The sequence below is a fragment of the Nitrosopumilus sp. b1 genome, from assembly GCF_014078545.1.
Taxonomy (GTDB): Archaea; Thermoproteota; Nitrososphaeria; order Nitrososphaerales; family Nitrosopumilaceae; genus PXYB01.
This window is the reverse complement of record NZ_MU078712.1, coordinates 62647-78340: the sequence shown is the minus strand read 5'-3', so window position 1 is coordinate 78340 and position 15694 is coordinate 62647. Positions and strand designations below refer to the sequence as shown.

Genomic DNA, 15694 nt, shown 5'->3' with positions numbered 1-15694 from the left:
CTATACGCCCAAATACGCATTAGAGTTTTTCTCAATTATGGCACACATCTCATCATATGTTTTTCTTAGTACTTTGGAGGCACAAAAAACAACACTAGGGATAAAGCTAACCTGTGCAGATTTTAATGCAAAACACCTAGAGAACCTTACTGGGCCGTCTGTTTCAACTAGAATTTTTTCTTCAAGAGTATTTGATAGTAAAGTCTGCTTGTCTTGAGCATAAATCATAACAGGTCCATAAGAGACATAGAAATTCAAATCCATTGCTTTTTGTAATTGCTTTTTGCTTCCATCAAACCAATGCAATAATGCTTTATCAAGAGAGTATGAGGTCATTACATCAAAAATTTCATCAAGGGTTTTTCGTGAATGAATAGATACTGGTTTGTTGTATTTTTCTGCAAGCGATAGTAGTTCTTCAAAAACTTTTTTTTGTTTTAGGAATTCACTTTCATTTTCTGTATATGTTCTGTCCAGTCCTATCTCTCCAATTCCAGCAATGCTTGCGTGATTTTCATCAATTAGATCTACAACAGAGTCTTGTTTTTCTAATGCCTTTTCAGGATGTATCCCAATGAAAGGTAGAATTAACGAATTGGTTTTTGATATTTGTATAGTTTTGATAGAATTTTCATAATCCATTGAAACACAACATGCTTTAATCTGTAGTTTTTCCATGCTCTTTTTGATATATTCCATATCAGAGTCGTATTGAGGATCTGAGAGATGAATATGAGAATCCATCAACCATGTCATGTTTTTCATTGGAGTGACTTGTTAAAATAGTCTGCATAAATCGATTCCTTTGTGATATTTTTTCACTCAATGTCTTTTTTCATATAATCAAAAAATGAAATTTATGAAATCAACAGAGCTGGGACTATCAGCTATGTATAGAATTTTAAAAAAATCAGGAGCCGAGCGAGTCAGTGACGAATCAGCTGATGAGTTAAGGCGAGTCATTGAGGATATTGCAGGACAGATTGCCAAAAATGCTATTGATATGTCAAATCATGCTGGGAGAAAGACTGTCAAAGCAGAAGATATCAAGCTTGCATCAAAGCAGTTTTTCAAGAACTGACCTAAAGAGTTTAATTGTTGATTACTTGTTTTTCTGACTGCGGTGAGGTGGCAGAGTGGTTATGCGTGGGCCTGCAAAGCCTATCTATAGGGGTTCAAATCCCTTCCTCACCTCTTATTTTACATAGATTTTTCCCATCATCCAAGGATGCAGGGTACAGAAATAATCAAAATCTCCAATTTTATCAAAATGTACTGAAAATGTTTCACTAGGATCTAAATGTCCACTATCAAAAAGTTCAGTTGGTGAATCATAAAAACCACTTGTAACACTATGAAACGCTACATCATCATTCTTCCATGTAACAGATTCCCCGGCACTGATTGTAAACTCGTGAGGAACATAACAGGAATTTGTTTTTTCACATCCAGGTCTTGATGATTTGTTAGTCATTACAATGTCATAGGATTCAGATTCCGTGTCTTGTGCATCGGTTGTTTTTTCTTTTGATGTAAAGTCTGATTCTGATTCAGAAGATGGTTGGGCATTATTTGAGTCTGTGATAGTTACTTGTAGAGTAACAGCAAATATTGCTACTACTGAGATCCCAATTAAGCCAAGCCAGATTTTTTTTTGCATCTTCATTCACATAGAAATTGAGTTATTATGTAATTACCAGCTTTTCTAAATATATAGGATGTTAAGCAAATCGCTTGGCACAAAATAGATTACTAGAGTATATTCCAGGTTCACGCTCATTACTAATTCAAAAAAATTCTACTCCGCCACTTGAGGGATTCTCAGAGAATGTTCAACAAAGTATTCAGGAATATGCTGAAAGTGCAAAAAACGAAGTTGAAAAAGGGAATAATTTTCTTCAATGGGTATTAACCCGAGTTTTTGAGGCAACAGAAGATGATGCTGCAGACGCAATAGTTGATGGCGCAAATGATCTTGGAATTGATGCGTATTTACCAGTGGATTTTTCAGATAACAAAATTCGTTTATTCCAATCTAAATATGGAACTTCACATTCAGTTGATGCAGTAATTAAATTCAAAGAAGATGCAAAGCGGCTCTTAAGCAAAGACGTTACAAAGATGAGGCCAGAGCTTGCTCACTTGGTTACCAAAATTAAAGAAAAGCACCTCAAGATTGAGTGCTGCTATGTAACAGATCAAAAAGTAGACTTTGAGGACGATTCTGTAGAAATTATTGGAATCGATGAAATAATAGAGATACTTTGGGCCAGAATAAAAAAGCCTGCAGCAGGAAAAAAATCATCAATAAAACTTGAAAAGATGCTACGTCATGACAATACAATTTTGGGAATCTTGAAGCTTCGGGAATTAACAGAATTTGTTACAAAGAACAGGGATTATGTCTTTGAATCAAACATTCGACAATGGATGCAGTTTAAGACTACCGTAAACAAAGGCTTGCGCGAAACATTACAAAATGATCCTGGAAAATTCTTTTACTATAACAACGGCATTACAATAGTAGTTAGCGATTTTGAAGAAGTTGGAGATAATATCATCAGCTTGTATGCACCACAAATTGTCAATGGTGCTCAAACATCAAACTCAATATTAGATCACGCCAAGAGAACAAAGAATCTTGATGGAAGCATGACTGTAACTATCATAAAGGCAGATGATGAGCAAGAACAAAACAACATTACAAAGTATAGAAACTCTCAGAACTCTGTTCGCGGAAAAGATCTAGTTTCACTAATGGATTTTCACAAATCGATTAAATCACAACTAAAAAACTCTGGATACTTTTATGAGATTCAAGCAGGCTCCTTTGATTCTAAAACCAAATCAAAACAATGCGAGTATGTTGGTGAACCATCATACAATGTGTATCTTCCTGACAATCACAAAAAAGTAATCGTTGCAAAAGATGCTATACAAGCTCTTGTTGCAGGAATAGAGCAAAGACCCACAGAGGCATACAGCTCACCTGCACAGTTCCTTCCACGAGGAAGCAAGTATGATGATGTCTTTAATGACAACTTGAAAGACGACTATAGGCTTTTACTTTATCCATATCTAGTCAAAGAGTACGCCAAAAAGACCCTCAAATACGGAAAACAGGGAGCACATAAGACAAAACGTTATGCAACCCTCTTTTACCTTGCAGTATACTTTAGAATCCTACACAAAACAATACTTGAAACAAAAGGTGATTTTAAGACTGATGTGATCAAGCTAGAGCCAGTATTTCGCAGTTTCAAGCTAAATACTAGAATACTAAAGCTTGCAGACATTGTTGTTACCAAATTTTTAGAAGACACTGTAGTTGATGATGAGATTGAAATTGCCAATACAAAACATAATTTCTTTTCCCATCATGTATGGAGTGATTCCATGTTACGTGTTGTTGATAAAAAAATCAAGCAAGAAGAAGAAGAGATTGATGCCATAAAGAAGCTAGTCTCAAACATTTTGTAAGATTGAAGGTAGTAGTCCAACCAAGTAAAAATTTGCAGGAGGTTTACATTGGCCAGACTGCTACCGTATTTTCAATATTATACAGTATTATTTAACATGACGACTGATCCCAAATTTATGAGAGTAAAATTTCAAAATCATTTTTATATAGATCATTAAGAGCAGAATCAAAATGCCCGATAAAGTAAAATGCACAGTTTGTGGAAATCCAGTTTCATTAAGATATGAACCAATGGATGAGTGGGGAATCAAAGGACCACTTTGTGGCAAGTGTTATTCACAGAAAATTTCAGAGCATTATCCTGGAAAACATGTTAGGGTAAGCCTTTACGAAAAGAAGGAAGTCTAAGAATTATTTTTTGTTCAGTTTGTTTACGTAAAGACAATTCCATGCTAATGGGTCATCTTTTACTTCATCTTCGCTAAGAAAGGCAATGTCTGTAATGGTCTTCTTTTTTTTCAGTAGTGTAACTTGAAAGCTTTCAAACTTTCTGCATTTACAGTCTTCATAAAAGCACTCATCATTATCCTTTGCATCATCATGATCCTCTTTTGCATGACCACAATCACATATTGCATCATCTTTAACGTCTGTCTTTGATTTTCTTGAATACATTCCTAGTCGTAGATATGCCTCTCCGCCATGTCCTTTCTTAAAACGCTCATAATTTTCAGATTTTGCCAAAGTCTTGTAAAATGAGATGTTTGAATCAGGCTTTTTTGTTTCAGCGCCTAAAACAAACCAGTATTGATCTCCAATTTCAACAAATCTTGCCTTGATTGTTGGATCTACCCACCAATGAATTACATCATGCCATAGGTTTACTGCTTCCTTTCTATCAGAGAAGAGAGGAACAATATTCATTCTAAGATCAAAATATCGATATGCAACACCAAGAAAATCATCAAACCAAGGAATAGGGGATTGACTGGACATTGTCACAAAAATGAGGCTGGATTATATGTATCTGATCGTATTGAATGGTAATACCCTTATATGATAGTTTGAAGGTTTAGCAGATATGGTAGCTTATAGAACTAGTATGCAAATTGTAGCTGATCTACTTACTGCTACTGAACAGTCTGGTCAAGAAGGAATCAAGACTACTTCGCTACTAACCAAGGCAAACTTGTCACATTCAAGACTGGCAAAATTTGTTGAAAACTTGACAGGAGCTGGTTTGATTAACATTATCGAATATGACGGAAAGCACACTTACGTAATTACACCAAAAGGAAAACAATACTTGGAATCATATCAGAAATTCTCAACTATAGCAGAATCATTTGGATTAGAGCTATAGATTATTTCTTTGATTTTTTATTTCGGCGCTCTTCTCTTTCTTTTCGTTTAGCTTGCTTTCTATCGTATCTGCTCTTAAGTGAGCCATACATTATCACAACAATTGAGCCGGCAAGCATGGCATAAAACAAAATCAATTCAGGTGGGTCTTTAGTAATAGCAATTCCCATTCCTGCAATAAGAAACATCAAGACAACTAGAAGATACTTATCCATGAGATGGCTAGATAACAAAATAATATATCTTTTCAACTTTTAGTCAATTTGGGGCTGAAAGATCTGTGAGTAAAATTTTGGAATTGATTGGTTTTGGATTAATAGGAGGAACAGTATATGCATATCTTGGATTGATTACCGCCAAGGATCCTTTAGGTTGGCCAATTTTTTGGAGCTGTGCTGGAGGGGCATTAGCAATAATTGTTCTTCGAAAAAAGAGGACCACAAAAGAGTAGTAATTGTGTGAACCGTTTCAACAAGATGCATTTTTGATCAAAGTTTGATCAAAGTCAATTCAACCGACAGATCTATAAAGGATGATCCAGGGGTATAATGGGGGAGCATATGAATAACGAGGATAATAAATGGTGGAAAGGATTGGCCGATGAATTAGAAGTTGACATCGAAGCCTTTGATGAATAAAGCTCCTATCTTTTTCTAAAAATTTTGTATCATAATTTAGAGCCTCGAGCGAGATTCGATCTCGCGACCTAACGCTTACGAGGCGTTCGCTCTACCAGGCTGAGCTATCGAGGCATGACTCGATTTAGTTGTCAGAGTTTATAAAAAGCCTTTCTGACTTTGATCAAATGAAAAAATCCATCTCCGGCATCAGGGGGATTTTCGGAAAAGATTTGCTGCTAAATGATGTTTTAGAATTTTGCAATAATTTTTCAAAACTAATTGAGACGGAAAAATGTGTAATTGGAAATGATACGAGACCGTCTGGAAATATGATAAGAGAGACTGCAAGTGCTGCAATAATGCAAAATGGCATAGATATCCTAAACTTGGGAATGGCTCCAACACCTGTTGTATTTAGAGAAGCAAGAAAGATTGGAGCAGGCATTGTAGTTACATCTTCACACAATCCAATAGAATGGAATGGTTTGAAGTTCATCAAAGGTGGAAGAGGAATTATTGAAGAGGAGCTAAAGACCGTAACTACTCATCAGGAATTTCAAAAAACAAAGATTGGCAAAGAGCAAAAAATTGAGTCAGATTACGTAAACGATGCTGCTTCATTAATTGGAGAGATAAAAAAATCAGCCAAGGTGGTAGTTGATATTGGTGGAGGAGCTGCAAAAATCATTGCTCCAACTTTGTTAAACAAACTTGGATGCACAGTAAATACGATAAATGAAGATGTTTCCACATCATCACGTGGACCTGACCCTACTGCAGATTCATTAAATGATCTTCTTAGTGCCACAAAAAATGCAGAGATTGGATTTGCATTTGATCTTGATGGAGACAGACTAGTGGTAGTAAATAATGGAAAAAAACAGACACCTGATGTTACGCTTGGCTTGGGGGTTGCAAAAGCCTTGGAGTTAGGATACAAAAAATTTGTTCTAAGCATAGATTCAAGCGTATCAGTTGAGAAATTTATCAAAAATAATGGAGGAGTGGTCCAAAGATCAAAGGTCGGTGAGGCAAACGTAATAGAATTAATGCAGAGCTCAGGAGCGCAAGCAGGCGGCGAAGGAAGTAGTGGAGGCTTCATCCTTCCTGAATTCAACTATTGTAGAGATGGCATATTGACTAGCGGATTCATTGCATCAATGCTTGGAGATAAGAGCTTTAATGATATCTTGTCATTTATGGAGAGCTATCAACAGATTCGCAACAAGGTTTCAGTTGAATCAAATCTACATGATGATGTGATTGAAAACTTGATTGATACCATGAAGGAAGAATATAGTGAAATCAGTACACTTGATGGCATTAAGGCAGTAATTGATGAAGATACCTGGACATTGATTAGAAAATCAAACACAGAAGACATCATCAGGGTATCAACGGAGTCAAATGATATTCAAAAGGCTCAACAAGTTCAAAAGGACACAGAACAACTAGTTAGACAATGCTATGAAAAAATTAGATGAAGAAAAAATTATAGAAATTTTTCAAAAAAAGAATCAAAGAAAATCATTTGTCCCAGAAGATGTAGAGGTATTTAGGATTGGAAATGAGTTGTGTATATCATCTATTGATACCCTAGTTGAGAGCACAGATGTACCACCACAGATGAAATTTTCAGAGATTGCAAGAAAGAGTGTTGTTTCTGCGGTAAGTGATTTTGCAGCTAAAGGAGTAAGACCAAGCTTTGCAATAATTTCAGTCATCATACCAAGAAAAGTCAGCTTAAAAAAGGTCAATGAACTTGCTTCTGGTTTTGCAAATGCTGCCAGAGAATTCAACATCAAAATTCTTGGAGGAGATACCAATGAGGGAAAAGAGATTGCAATTAGTGTCGCCCTATTTGGATTTGCAAAAAAAATTGCAAAGAGAAGTGGGGCCAAAATTAATGATAGAATATTTGTAACAGGGGAATTTGGAAATTCCGCTGCAGGATTGCAAATACTTCTAAGAGGAAAAAAAGCAGATAATACATTCAAAAAAACTGCAATCAATTCTGTTAAAAAACCACAATGCAGATTAGAATTTGGAGTAAAAAATCAGAATAAGTTTTCTTCATCAATGGATTCCAGTGATGGTCTCTCCACATGCCTAAATGAGATGGCAAAACAGAGCAACAAGCAATTTTTCATCGATAAACTACCTGCAAACCCAAAACTCTTTGAATTTGCAAGTAAGAACGGGCTTGATCCTGTAGATTTGATATTCAATGGTGGAGAAGAATACGAGATAGTTTTTACCGCATCTCCAAGAAATGTAAAAAAATTACAGGTATTTGCAAAGAAAAGTAAAACCAATCTCATAGAGATTGGCAGAGTCATTCAAGGAAAGGGAGTAGTTTTGCTAAATAATGATAAGAAAATCATTCTAAAAGACAAAGGCTGGAGGCATTTTAAATAAAAAACTCTGTCAGGAGGATCTAGTTTGCTTTTAGTGTAAGATCAGCAGTAATACCATCTTTGACAGGTTGAATAATAGAATTTAATGCGTTTTCAGATTGAGTAATCTCTGAAGTTGGGTCTTGCTTGGGCGTGCCTTTGGTGGGGGAAATTTCTACATCAGACCTTTGAATGGAATCTAAAATAGACAGGGTCAGTCCCGTTGCAAGTACTCCAACTATCAGATAGGTTGCAATCTGATTGTTTGTTTTTTGAATGGATTGCATTTTCCTTCAAAATGAAATAACGGTTTTGGTTAAAACCATTGATTAAATTTGATTTTAACAAGAATCCTTAAATCAAAATTTCGTAACAAGATTAATTAAAAAAATTGGAAGTTATTCTGTGACTTTGATTTCAGATGAATCTGCCTTGAATCCAATTTTTGCGTGGGTTCCATCACAGTTTGGTTTGTTTTCGGTTTTTCCACAACGACATAACGCAGAAACTCTTTTGCCATCAACCTCTACTATTAGAGGCCCATTTTCTGCTCCTTTAATTGTGACTTTTGCCATAGTTATACGGACATAACTACATCAATAAACTTTGATATGATTCTTTAACAAATCATCTGATTCTTGCCATCTGTTTCAGATTATAAAACAATAAAGAGAGATTTCCAGTGTTTTTAAATTCATGTAGATCTTGTTCAGTTTTTTCAATCATGTAGTTTGTTCTTCTTTTTTGTCGACACATATCAAAAATAAAATTTCTAGTCAAAACTACGTCCCTCCGGTAAAGTATCAAGTGTTAATGTGGATAGTACATTTTCGACAGGTCGAATTTTTTCGCTAATTAATTTTCGTAGTTCTTTTCTTGGCATATCAGCAGTTTTTACAACATAATCATACGCACCAAAAACTTGTTTAATCTCATTAATTCCATCAATATGTTCTAGAGATTCTTTTACATTTGTTGATTTATACGCACATGTCAACAACAAAAATGCCTGTGTCATGGTTATTTTTATCGCTCCATGATTAATAATAATTCATCAATGTACATTTGAAAATTAAGCTGGTTTTTAGAAATTATTTTTTATATCCTTGCTGTGAAAGCGTAAAAGTCCATCTTGAATTAATACGTTAGAATTTTTTTTAAATGAAAGTTCACGTGTTTCTGAATCATGCATGGGCTGAACCAATATTTTTGCATCATCTTGTACTGCTTTATATGAATGAAAATTTCTATTTTTCTTCCAATCTCTTCCTAACTTGCATGATTTAATCAATTGGCGCATATTGTTGTTTATGTAAAGTTGTTTCTGAATCATTATGGGAAATTCCTTTTACCGATTCTCCATTTTTCCAGTCTAATTCGTTCTTCATAATCATCTTTTACAGAATTGTTTTTCTTAGACATTAGAATAATTATGTCTTAATTACTTATTAACAAAATTAGAAAGTAAAGCTGAAAATCATAATCAAAGCTTAAGAATTTTTATCAACAATTCCACGTACAAAAATTTGACGAGGAAGGGGTTTTCAGACGATTCACAGTATTTTCCCCTGCCAACTCCTCGTTAAACTATCTCGTTTTAATATCACTGTGAGTCGTTTTTATCTTCTTAATGATAGAAATCTCTTCATCTAATTTTTTGTTAGGAATAAACATCAATCTATCAGAGTCCTCCAATTTTACAATTGTTTTTGACAAACCAATCTGTGTAATAATACCACGTTTTCCTTTGCATTCAATCTCATCACCCACATTCATTCTTGGGCTAAGAGCTATACTCATTCCAGATACTGCATTCTGTAGCTTGTTAAGATAAACAAATGTGAAAAAGAGTAAAATTGCACTCAGAGAGGTAACAATCTCAATAGCAGGGATAAGCAACCCCATTGATCGTGAAAGATAGAGAACTTCAGACACCCCTAAAATTATGAATATTACACTTGTAGCCTTGTGTGAACCTTTTAGAGTTTGAAATTTCGTATATTCAACTAGCTTGATTACTACAACAATACACAGAACTAGAATTATTGAAAGTATTGGGAAGAAAAGATCAATTTCCAATATTATTCATCCTGAATAGCTAAATGGTAATTTCCAATGATTTAGGAGTAATTACTTGAGGCTCACGTGATGCAATATACTCTGGTCTTGGTTTACTTGCACTAAATGGATCTTCCAGCTTGTTTTTGATACTGTTGTATACAAAAAAGACATTACTTCTAGGGTATGGAGTGATATTTCCTGATGAACCATGCATTAAATTACAATCAAAGAATATTACAGAACCTGCAGGTCCTTTTGCAGTATCAATACTGTTTTGTTTAACCATTTTTTCAAGATTCTCTTTATCTGGAGTTCCAATTTCTTGCCGTTTTAGAGATACTTGGTAGTGATTATCTGGAGTCTTACCAGCGCATGAAATAAACTGCTTGTGCGAACCGGGAATTACCATCAGAGGTCCATTAAATTCATAATTATCAGTAAGGCTAATTGAGCAGCTGATAGCTCTCATGTGAGGCATTCCATCCTCTGCATGCCATGTTTCAAAATCAGAGTGCCAATAGAATTCTTTTCCTTCAAATCCTGGCTTTCGATTAATTCTTGATTGAGTGATATAGACATCACTTCCCAAAAGCTGTCGTACTACATTTACTACTCTAGGATCTTTTGATAATTTTTCAAACAAATTATTATTTTTGTGTACTTCAAAAATTGAGCGCACCTCGCCGCTTTGAGGTTCTAAAACAAATTGTTCTTGCTTTTTTAGCTCTTCGTTTTTTGATAATCGTTCAAGTTCATCAGATAAAGTAGATACCTCTTTTGTTGAAAATAAATTTGGAAAAAAGAGATACCCACTTTCTTCAAAAAATTTTACTTGATCAGAATCAAGTACATCAAGTTGCAATGAATTCCCATACACAATAGGATCTCTCCTAGAAATTACTTGAAATGAATCACTGTTTCTAGTAGGATAGTCATCATTTACTGTTTTAGACACACTCATGAATTTTCAACCTCAAGAAGTGGATATGCTCCCTCTTTGTCGTGAGTTTCTGTTCCAATACAAGGTGGATTAAACACACAGATCATTCTCATGTTAGTTTTTCCTCGCAGTATGTGTCTTTCATGTTTGTCAAGTGCATACATTACTCCAGGAACGATTTGATGCGTCAATCCAGTTTCAAGATCTTCAATCTCGCCAATTCCTTCTATGCAATACACGGCTTCCAAATGATTTTTGTACCAAATTTTGGTTTCAGTTCCGGCCCGCACCAAAGTTTCATGAAAGGAAAAACCCATGTTATCTTTTTTTAATAAAAGTCTGCTACTAGACCAATTTGGCGTATCAACTGTCCTATCAGACTCCCTTATGGAGTCAATTTTACGTATAATCAATTTTGTTCAGTCCTCTTTTTTACCTCCAATTGAATTTCAGAATTGGTAGTTAGTTGTTCAATGCTTTTTTCAAAAATTCTCAGACCTGCTTCAATTGTTTCGATATCAGCAGTTAAAGGAGGCATGAATTTGACAACTTGATCTTCTGAACCGCACCTTTCTAGAATTAACCTATTTTCAAATGCTCTATCAGCTAATTGCTTGGCTAAATCAGGAGACCTACAATCAACTCCAAAGATTAGTCCCTTTCCGCGAACCTCCATATCAGCAGAAAGATGTTTTTTCACGATACGCTCAAGTTCAGATTTTAAAAGTTGAGATTTTTTATTAATTTCAGATTCAAACTTTTGTGTGGACCAATATTTTTTGAGAGTTTCTGTTGCACTAACAAATGCCAAGTTATTGCCTCTAAATGTTCCGTTATGCTCACCAGGTTTCCATATGTCTAGTTCGGGCTTTAACAAAAGCATAGAAAATGGTAATCCAAAACCACTGAGAGATTTTGATAATACAACCATATCCGGAGTTATTTCGGATTGCTCAAAGCTAAAGAAAGATCCTGTACGTCCACATCCAACTTGGATATCATCAACAATCAATAAAATTTCAAATTCTTTACAAAGTTCATAAAGAGATGTCAACCAGCTATCTTTTGCAACGTTAATTCCACCTTCACCCTGTATTGTTTCAACAATAAATGCAGCGGGAAGATCAACTCCACTGCTGGTATCTTCTAAGAATCTTCGTACATAATCAATTGTGTTTGATTTATTTCCAAAATAGCCATCATATGGCATAAATGTTACATTGGTTAACGGAACACCTGAACCACCTCTATGTCCTGAATTTCCTGTTGCAGCAAGAGGCCCTAAAGATACACCATGAAAACCATTGGTAAAAGAAATGATGTTTGTTCTGCCGGTGACTTTTCTTGCTAACTTTAGTGCTGCTTCTACAGCATTAGTACCTGTAGGGCCGGTAAATTGCACTTTGTAATTCAATTCTCTTGGTTCCAAGATTAATGACGAAAATGTTTTCAAAAATTCTTCTTTGGCAGTTGTTGCAAGATCCAAACCATGTACAATTCCATCACTATCAAGATAATCGATTACTTTCTTTTTTATTTCCTCATTGTTATGCCCATAATTTATTGAACCCGCTCCACAAAGAAAATCTAGATACGCATTATCTTGTTCGTCATAGAGGTATGCATCTTTTGCTAATTTGAAAGTAACAGGAAAGGCTCTAGAATAGGAGCGCACTCTAGATTCAAATTTTTTGATATTTTGCATTAAGCAAAAACCTCCACTAGTTTTTGAGTTTTGAATGGACCAATTCTGATAAGTTCTTCTTCTTCGTGTTTGGATTCTCCAAATTTATCCTTTGTAAAAAGAGGAGATTTTGTAAAATTTGTGCCTAAATCATTGGCAAAAGATATCAGAAATGAATAAGATGACTTGTTTGAAGGTGCAAGTGTGGCTTCTACAAACTCAAAATTACGTAAATTTTCTCTTTGTAAAATTGAATAAAGCATTTTTGCAGCAAGACCTTTCCCACGAAGTTTAGGCGATACTGCAGCTTGCCAAACAAATAATGTCTTTTTTTCCTTTGGAGGAACATATCCAGTAATGAATCCTACAACTTGAGAGTTTTGTTTTGCAACAACACAAGTCTCAGAAAAATGATGGCATAACAAGAGATAGAAATATTCAGAGTTTTCATCTAAAGGAGGATTTTCCCGAACTAATCTGAATATTTCTTTTCCGTCACTAACGGTTGGTTTTGAAAATGTAATTTGGCTCAGGATCTTAAACCTCCAGTGGAAAAATATTAGTCTGTTCTGCGTTGTTTTTATCTAAAAATTTCTCTATCTGGTTGGATTTTTGTTTTGGAATTCCCAAATAAAATGGAATTCGTGTTCTTGTAGATTTACCATTACTCATCATTAAATTAGATAGTGTTTCAACGCGTCTATTGGTTTTTTCATCAGTTAGTTCTTCAGGTTCAATAACAGACGCTAAATGATATAACTCATTTTCAGAATCCCATGCTATTACATCCGGTTTAACACCTTGAATTTCCTCAGGTTCTTTGAATTCACCATAATTAGCACAAATTACTTCAAAACCATTTTCATCAAATTTATCAATTAATCCTTTTACTAAATCATTATGATTTTCTGACATAGGAAAAAGTTAGTTCAAAACAACATAACATTTTCTAAGCTAATATCTTACAATTCAGCTATGATTATTACAGACAAAAATCCAAATTAAGTGCCAGTATTAAGTACAAATAAAAATATCAATACCGATGAAAATAAAGTTCCACAAAGCGCAAGATCATCATAGTGAACAAATCTAAAAAAGAAATTAGAATTTGAAAAAGCAGATTTTAAAATTTGTAACATACATTTGATACTCAGTATATGATATGTATCCTGATAATGAATCAAGCTGAAAATAAAACATTTCTTTGATGAACTAGATGGTCATCTTAATAGTTGTAGATTTGAATATAATAAAAAAAGAGGTTATTTTACCACAATTTTTCCAGTCATCCAAGGGTGGACTTGACAAAAATACACATACTCGTTAACCAAGTCTAGTTGGATTGAATAAGTGTCTCCAGGATAAATGAGTCCACTATCAAATAATCCATTAGGACCAGATGTTGCTGAACCGCTGGTAACAGTGTGTGCTGCAATATCATCGTTTTCCCAAATCACTTCGCCTCCACGCTTAATTGTCACGATTTCAGGAATGTAACAAGAGTTGGTCTCTTCACATCCTGGCGCTGCAGTATCCTTAGGAATACTAATGGTTTCTAAGAGTTTACCTTCAGATTGTTTTACAACGTCAGGTACATCTGGAATCACATCTTTGATGACTTCCATCGATTCTTCTTGGATATTGTCTACATCATCTAATGATTCTTCGATTTCCGTAGGTAGTTTTTCTAATTCTTCTACAGTATCTGTAAACGTATCTTGTGCAACTTCAGGTATTTCTTTTAACTCAGTGGCAGCTCTATCAATGACTGCTTGTCCTTGTGGCTGTATGTTTCTATCTTGAGGATTTGATAATGTACCAACAAATGCAATAGCTACTGCAGTTATTGCAATTGCAATTATCATACCAAATCTATCTGCATTATTTTTCATTGATAGTTAGTGATTTTTACAAACTATAACATGTCATCAGCTAATTATATGATTATAAGCTTACAATATTATCAGATTGATTTTTAACATGTGATGTATATCAAACAACATGAAAGAACAGTCAATGGAGGATGCAGCATTATGTTTCTTGGAATTAGCAAGTGAACAAAGATTAAGAATATTATCAAATCTTAACAAAAAACCACATAGAGTATCATCATTAGCAAAATTACTCAAAGTTACATCTCAAGAAATTCATCGGAATCTAGACCGTCTTTCTAGTGCATATTTTGTTAGAAAGGGCACGGATGAACATTACCACATCACAACTAATGGAAAAATAATTTTATCACAATTACCACTAATAACATTTTTATCAAAAAATCAAAAATTCTTTGAAACTCATGAATTAGGAAATATGCATATGAAATTTGTTAGACGATTAGGAGTATTAGAAAATTGTAAACACATCAAAGGAGTTACAGTTGTTCTAGATAAATGGAAGTCAATATACAGAAATGCCAAAGTTTTTGTTTTTGATGCAATTACGGAATCGCCTCCAGGACTTGTGGATCCCTTGATGAAGCGGATAAAAGAAAACGCCACCTATCGACACATAATTACAAAAGATCTCATAGAACCAGAAGGCCGTACCAAAACTCTTGAAAAGCTTGGATATTTCACCCTAATAGAGCAGGGAAAGATTGAACGAAGGATTTCATCTGATCTTGACACCATTGTGATAATGAACGAAAAAGAAGCAGGTGTTATCTTTGCTGCAAATAATGGGGAACCAGATCTAAGGAATATGTTTTATGGCAATGATCCCTTGTTCCTAGATTGGTGTAAGGACTATCTGGAATTCACTTGGGAAAAATCAAAGAAAAGTGCAAGAAGCAAGCCAACACGATGATTTTGTATCTATTTAGCTTGGTATCTGTCCTCAAGATAAGATAGTTTTCTAGCAGATGCCACAATATTACTAATTACATTTATCATGTGCAATGAGATGTGCTTTCTTTTATCCTGAATTTTTTCTATCTCTATTGCAGAAATTTTATCCAAACCCACGGGGGAGACTATTGTATTCTCAATTTTTTTAATATCCAGTTTTAGTTCTCGAATTGATGATTTTTGATAAGAGTGAATTTTCGATATACTATGTTTTATGCTGTTAGTTTTTGATGTGGTCTTCATTCCAACCATGTTTTTTGAATTTGGTCTTTTGACTCCTTTTCCAACTTTTCTAGTTCGATATGGTTTCATATGGAAATTTAATTTAGATACGATTTATGGACTCATAAGCTAATATTTTGAA

At 34.5% G+C, this 15694-nt stretch carries 24 protein-coding genes and 2 tRNA genes; 9 read left to right on the top strand and 17 right to left on the bottom strand.

Annotated elements, in window-relative coordinates; translation table 11 throughout:
* Window positions 1-756, bottom strand: a complete 756-nt coding sequence (locus C6988_RS01495; RefSeq protein WP_182132867.1) for a TatD family hydrolase — start codon at window positions 754-756, stop codon at window positions 1-3.
* A 103-nt stretch (window positions 757-859) separates the two neighbouring features.
* On the opposite strand from C6988_RS01495, the gene C6988_RS01490 reads away from it, so the two are divergent.
* Both C6988_RS01490 and C6988_RS01485 read left to right on the top strand, forming a co-directional pair.
* The gene (locus C6988_RS01490) at window positions 860-1081 is read left to right on the top strand and encodes a histone family protein (RefSeq protein WP_182132866.1); all 222 of its coding nucleotides are present in this window, start codon (window positions 860-862) and stop codon (window positions 1079-1081) included.
* Between the two features lie 41 nt (window positions 1082-1122).
* A tRNA-Cys gene (locus C6988_RS01485) sits at window positions 1123-1194 on the top strand.
* A gap of 1 nt (window position 1195) precedes the next feature.
* Here the strand turns inward: C6988_RS01485 and C6988_RS01480 are convergent.
* On the bottom strand, window positions 1196-1660 hold the full coding sequence (locus C6988_RS01480; RefSeq protein ID WP_182132865.1) for a cupredoxin domain-containing protein: 465 nt from the start codon (window positions 1658-1660) through the stop codon (window positions 1196-1198).
* Between the two features lie 74 nt (window positions 1661-1734).
* Here C6988_RS01480 and C6988_RS01475 point away from each other — a divergent pair, with 74 nt between their 5' ends.
* Together C6988_RS01475 and C6988_RS01470 are read left to right on the top strand one after the other, a co-directional pair.
* Window positions 1735-3480, top strand: coding sequence for an AIPR family protein (locus C6988_RS01475; RefSeq protein ID WP_182132864.1), 1746 nt, complete (start codon window positions 1735-1737; stop codon window positions 3478-3480).
* Between the two features lie 172 nt (window positions 3481-3652).
* Complete coding sequence (locus C6988_RS01470) at window positions 3653-3829, top strand: hypothetical protein (RefSeq protein ID WP_182132863.1); 177 nt, start codon at window positions 3653-3655, stop codon at window positions 3827-3829.
* Window positions 3830-3832: 3 nt separating this feature from the next.
* Here C6988_RS01470 and C6988_RS01465 read toward each other — a convergent pair whose 3' ends face one another.
* Complete coding sequence (locus tag C6988_RS01465; protein ID WP_182132862.1) at window positions 3833-4417, bottom strand: hypothetical protein; 585 nt, start codon at window positions 4415-4417, stop codon at window positions 3833-3835.
* 85 nt (window positions 4418-4502) lie between these two features.
* On the opposite strand from C6988_RS01465, the gene C6988_RS01460 reads away from it, so the two are divergent.
* Window positions 4503-4784: a winged helix-turn-helix domain-containing protein gene (locus tag C6988_RS01460; RefSeq protein WP_255464127.1), complete on the top strand. Its 282-nt coding sequence runs from the start codon at window positions 4503-4505 to the stop codon at window positions 4782-4784.
* A gap of 1 nt (window position 4785) precedes the next feature.
* Here the strand turns inward: C6988_RS01460 and C6988_RS01455 are convergent, their stop codons facing one another.
* Window positions 4786-4998: a hypothetical protein gene (locus C6988_RS01455; protein ID WP_182132860.1), complete on the bottom strand. Its 213-nt coding sequence runs from the start codon at window positions 4996-4998 to the stop codon at window positions 4786-4788.
* Between the two features lie 65 nt (window positions 4999-5063).
* On the opposite strand from C6988_RS01455, the gene C6988_RS01450 reads away from it, so the two are divergent.
* A complete protein-coding gene (locus C6988_RS01450) occupies window positions 5064-5234 on the top strand; it encodes a hypothetical protein (protein ID WP_182132858.1) in 171 nt (56 codons plus the stop codon).
* Window positions 5235-5461: 227 nt separating this feature from the next.
* Here the strand turns inward: C6988_RS01450 and C6988_RS01445 are convergent.
* Window positions 5462-5535: transfer RNA gene (locus C6988_RS01445), tRNA-Thr, on the bottom strand.
* Between the two features lie 53 nt (window positions 5536-5588).
* On the opposite strand from C6988_RS01445, the gene C6988_RS01440 reads away from it, so the two are divergent.
* Window positions 5589-6887, top strand: a complete 1299-nt coding sequence (locus tag C6988_RS01440) for a phosphomannomutase (protein WP_182132856.1) — start codon at window positions 5589-5591, stop codon at window positions 6885-6887.
* Window positions 6871-7821, top strand: a complete 951-nt coding sequence (thiL, locus tag C6988_RS01435) for a thiamine-phosphate kinase (protein WP_182132854.1) — start codon at window positions 6871-6873, stop codon at window positions 7819-7821. Before C6988_RS01440 ends, thiL begins: the two co-directional genes overlap by 17 nt.
* Window positions 7822-7840: 19 nt before the next feature.
* Here thiL and C6988_RS01430 read toward each other — a convergent pair whose 3' ends face one another.
* From C6988_RS01430 to C6988_RS01380, 11 genes are all read right to left on the bottom strand, one after another.
* Entirely contained in the window at window positions 7841-8086 is a 246-nt protein-coding gene (locus C6988_RS01430; RefSeq protein WP_182132852.1) for a hypothetical protein, read from the bottom strand.
* Between the two features lie 111 nt (window positions 8087-8197).
* Window positions 8198-8374 (bottom strand): CDGSH iron-sulfur domain-containing protein, encoded by a 177-nt coding sequence (locus C6988_RS01425; protein WP_182132850.1) that lies wholly within the window; start codon window positions 8372-8374, stop codon window positions 8198-8200.
* A gap of 197 nt (window positions 8375-8571) precedes the next feature.
* Window positions 8572-8817: an Lrp/AsnC ligand binding domain-containing protein gene (locus tag C6988_RS01420; RefSeq protein ID WP_182132848.1), complete on the bottom strand. Its 246-nt coding sequence runs from the start codon at window positions 8815-8817 to the stop codon at window positions 8572-8574.
* Between the two features lie 66 nt (window positions 8818-8883).
* Window positions 8884-9132: a hypothetical protein gene (locus tag C6988_RS01415; protein ID WP_182132846.1), complete on the bottom strand. Its 249-nt coding sequence runs from the start codon at window positions 9130-9132 to the stop codon at window positions 8884-8886.
* Between the two features lie 254 nt (window positions 9133-9386).
* Entirely contained in the window at window positions 9387-9878 is a 492-nt protein-coding gene (locus tag C6988_RS01410) for a mechanosensitive ion channel domain-containing protein (protein WP_182132844.1), read from the bottom strand.
* A 19-nt stretch (window positions 9879-9897) separates the two neighbouring features.
* Window positions 9898-10821, bottom strand: coding sequence for an ectoine hydroxylase (gene thpD, locus C6988_RS01405; protein WP_182132842.1), 924 nt, complete (start codon window positions 10819-10821; stop codon window positions 9898-9900).
* On the bottom strand, window positions 10818-11213 hold the full coding sequence (locus C6988_RS01400) for an ectoine synthase (RefSeq protein ID WP_182132840.1): 396 nt from the start codon (window positions 11211-11213) through the stop codon (window positions 10818-10820). Before C6988_RS01400 ends, thpD begins: the two co-directional genes overlap by 4 nt.
* Complete coding sequence (gene ectB / locus C6988_RS01395; protein ID WP_182132838.1) at window positions 11210-12505, bottom strand: diaminobutyrate--2-oxoglutarate transaminase; 1296 nt, start codon at window positions 12503-12505, stop codon at window positions 11210-11212. The genes C6988_RS01400 and ectB overlap by 4 nt, the downstream gene beginning before the upstream one ends.
* The gene (gene ectA / locus C6988_RS01390; protein ID WP_255464165.1) at window positions 12505-13008 is read right to left on the bottom strand and encodes a diaminobutyrate acetyltransferase; all 504 of its coding nucleotides are present in this window, start codon (window positions 13006-13008) and stop codon (window positions 12505-12507) included. The genes ectB and ectA overlap by 1 nt, the downstream gene beginning before the upstream one ends.
* Before the next feature lie 13 nt (window positions 13009-13021).
* On the bottom strand, window positions 13022-13399 hold the full coding sequence (locus C6988_RS01385; protein ID WP_182132836.1) for a hypothetical protein: 378 nt from the start codon (window positions 13397-13399) through the stop codon (window positions 13022-13024).
* A gap of 347 nt (window positions 13400-13746) precedes the next feature.
* On the bottom strand, window positions 13747-14376 hold the full coding sequence (locus C6988_RS01380) for a cupredoxin domain-containing protein (RefSeq protein ID WP_182132834.1): 630 nt from the start codon (window positions 14374-14376) through the stop codon (window positions 13747-13749).
* Between the two features lie 109 nt (window positions 14377-14485).
* Here C6988_RS01380 and C6988_RS01375 point away from each other — a divergent pair, with 109 nt between their 5' ends.
* Window positions 14486-15289, top strand: a complete 804-nt coding sequence (locus C6988_RS01375) for a helix-turn-helix transcriptional regulator (protein ID WP_255464124.1) — start codon at window positions 14486-14488, stop codon at window positions 15287-15289.
* Window positions 15290-15297: 8 nt separating this feature from the next.
* Here C6988_RS01375 and C6988_RS01370 read toward each other — a convergent pair whose 3' ends face one another.
* The gene (locus C6988_RS01370; RefSeq protein ID WP_182132832.1) at window positions 15298-15642 is read right to left on the bottom strand and encodes a hypothetical protein; all 345 of its coding nucleotides are present in this window, start codon (window positions 15640-15642) and stop codon (window positions 15298-15300) included.
* Window positions 15643-15694 lie beyond the last annotated feature (52 nt).

Excerpts from the sequence above, each read along its gene's own strand:
- C6988_RS01460 (WP_255464127.1), top strand. The coding sequence starts at position 4,503 with ATGGTAGCTTATAGAACTAGTATGCAAATTGTAGCTGATCTACTTACT.
- C6988_RS01415 (WP_182132846.1), bottom strand. The coding sequence starts at position 9,132 with ATGATTCAGAAACAACTTTACATAAACAACAATATGCGCCAATTGATT.
- C6988_RS01480 (WP_182132865.1), bottom strand. The coding sequence starts at position 1,660 with ATGCAAAAAAAAATCTGGCTTGGCTTAATTGGGATCTCAGTAGTAGCA.
- C6988_RS01465 (WP_182132862.1), bottom strand. The coding sequence starts at position 4,417 with ATGTCCAGTCAATCCCCTATTCCTTGGTTTGATGATTTTCTTGGTGTT.
- C6988_RS01380 (WP_182132834.1), bottom strand. The coding sequence starts at position 14,376 with ATGAAAAATAATGCAGATAGATTTGGTATGATAATTGCAATTGCAATA.
- C6988_RS01420 (WP_182132848.1), bottom strand. The coding sequence starts at position 8,817 with ATGACACAGGCATTTTTGTTGTTGACATGTGCGTATAAATCAACAAAT.
- C6988_RS01470 (WP_182132863.1), top strand. The coding sequence starts at position 3,653 with ATGCCCGATAAAGTAAAATGCACAGTTTGTGGAAATCCAGTTTCATTA.
- C6988_RS01440 (WP_182132856.1), top strand. The coding sequence starts at position 5,589 with ATGAAAAAATCCATCTCCGGCATCAGGGGGATTTTCGGAAAAGATTTG.
- C6988_RS01370 (WP_182132832.1), bottom strand. The coding sequence starts at position 15,642 with ATGAAACCATATCGAACTAGAAAAGTTGGAAAAGGAGTCAAAAGACCA.
- C6988_RS01430 (WP_182132852.1), bottom strand. The coding sequence starts at position 8,086 with ATGCAATCCATTCAAAAAACAAACAATCAGATTGCAACCTATCTGATA.
- C6988_RS01425 (WP_182132850.1), bottom strand. The coding sequence starts at position 8,374 with ATGGCAAAAGTCACAATTAAAGGAGCAGAAAATGGGCCTCTAATAGTA.
- C6988_RS01495 (WP_182132867.1), bottom strand. The coding sequence starts at position 756 with ATGACATGGTTGATGGATTCTCATATTCATCTCTCAGATCCTCAATAC.
- thiL (WP_182132854.1), top strand. The coding sequence starts at position 6,871 with ATGAAAAAATTAGATGAAGAAAAAATTATAGAAATTTTTCAAAAAAAG.
- C6988_RS01455 (WP_182132860.1), bottom strand. The coding sequence starts at position 4,998 with ATGGATAAGTATCTTCTAGTTGTCTTGATGTTTCTTATTGCAGGAATG.
- C6988_RS01490 (WP_182132866.1), top strand. The coding sequence starts at position 860 with ATGAAATCAACAGAGCTGGGACTATCAGCTATGTATAGAATTTTAAAA.
- thpD (WP_182132842.1), bottom strand. The coding sequence starts at position 10,821 with ATGAGTGTGTCTAAAACAGTAAATGATGACTATCCTACTAGAAACAGT.
- ectB (WP_182132838.1), bottom strand. The coding sequence starts at position 12,505 with ATGCAAAATATCAAAAAATTTGAATCTAGAGTGCGCTCCTATTCTAGA.
- C6988_RS01375 (WP_255464124.1), top strand. The coding sequence starts at position 14,486 with ATGAAAGAACAGTCAATGGAGGATGCAGCATTATGTTTCTTGGAATTA.
- C6988_RS01385 (WP_182132836.1), bottom strand. The coding sequence starts at position 13,399 with ATGTCAGAAAATCATAATGATTTAGTAAAAGGATTAATTGATAAATTT.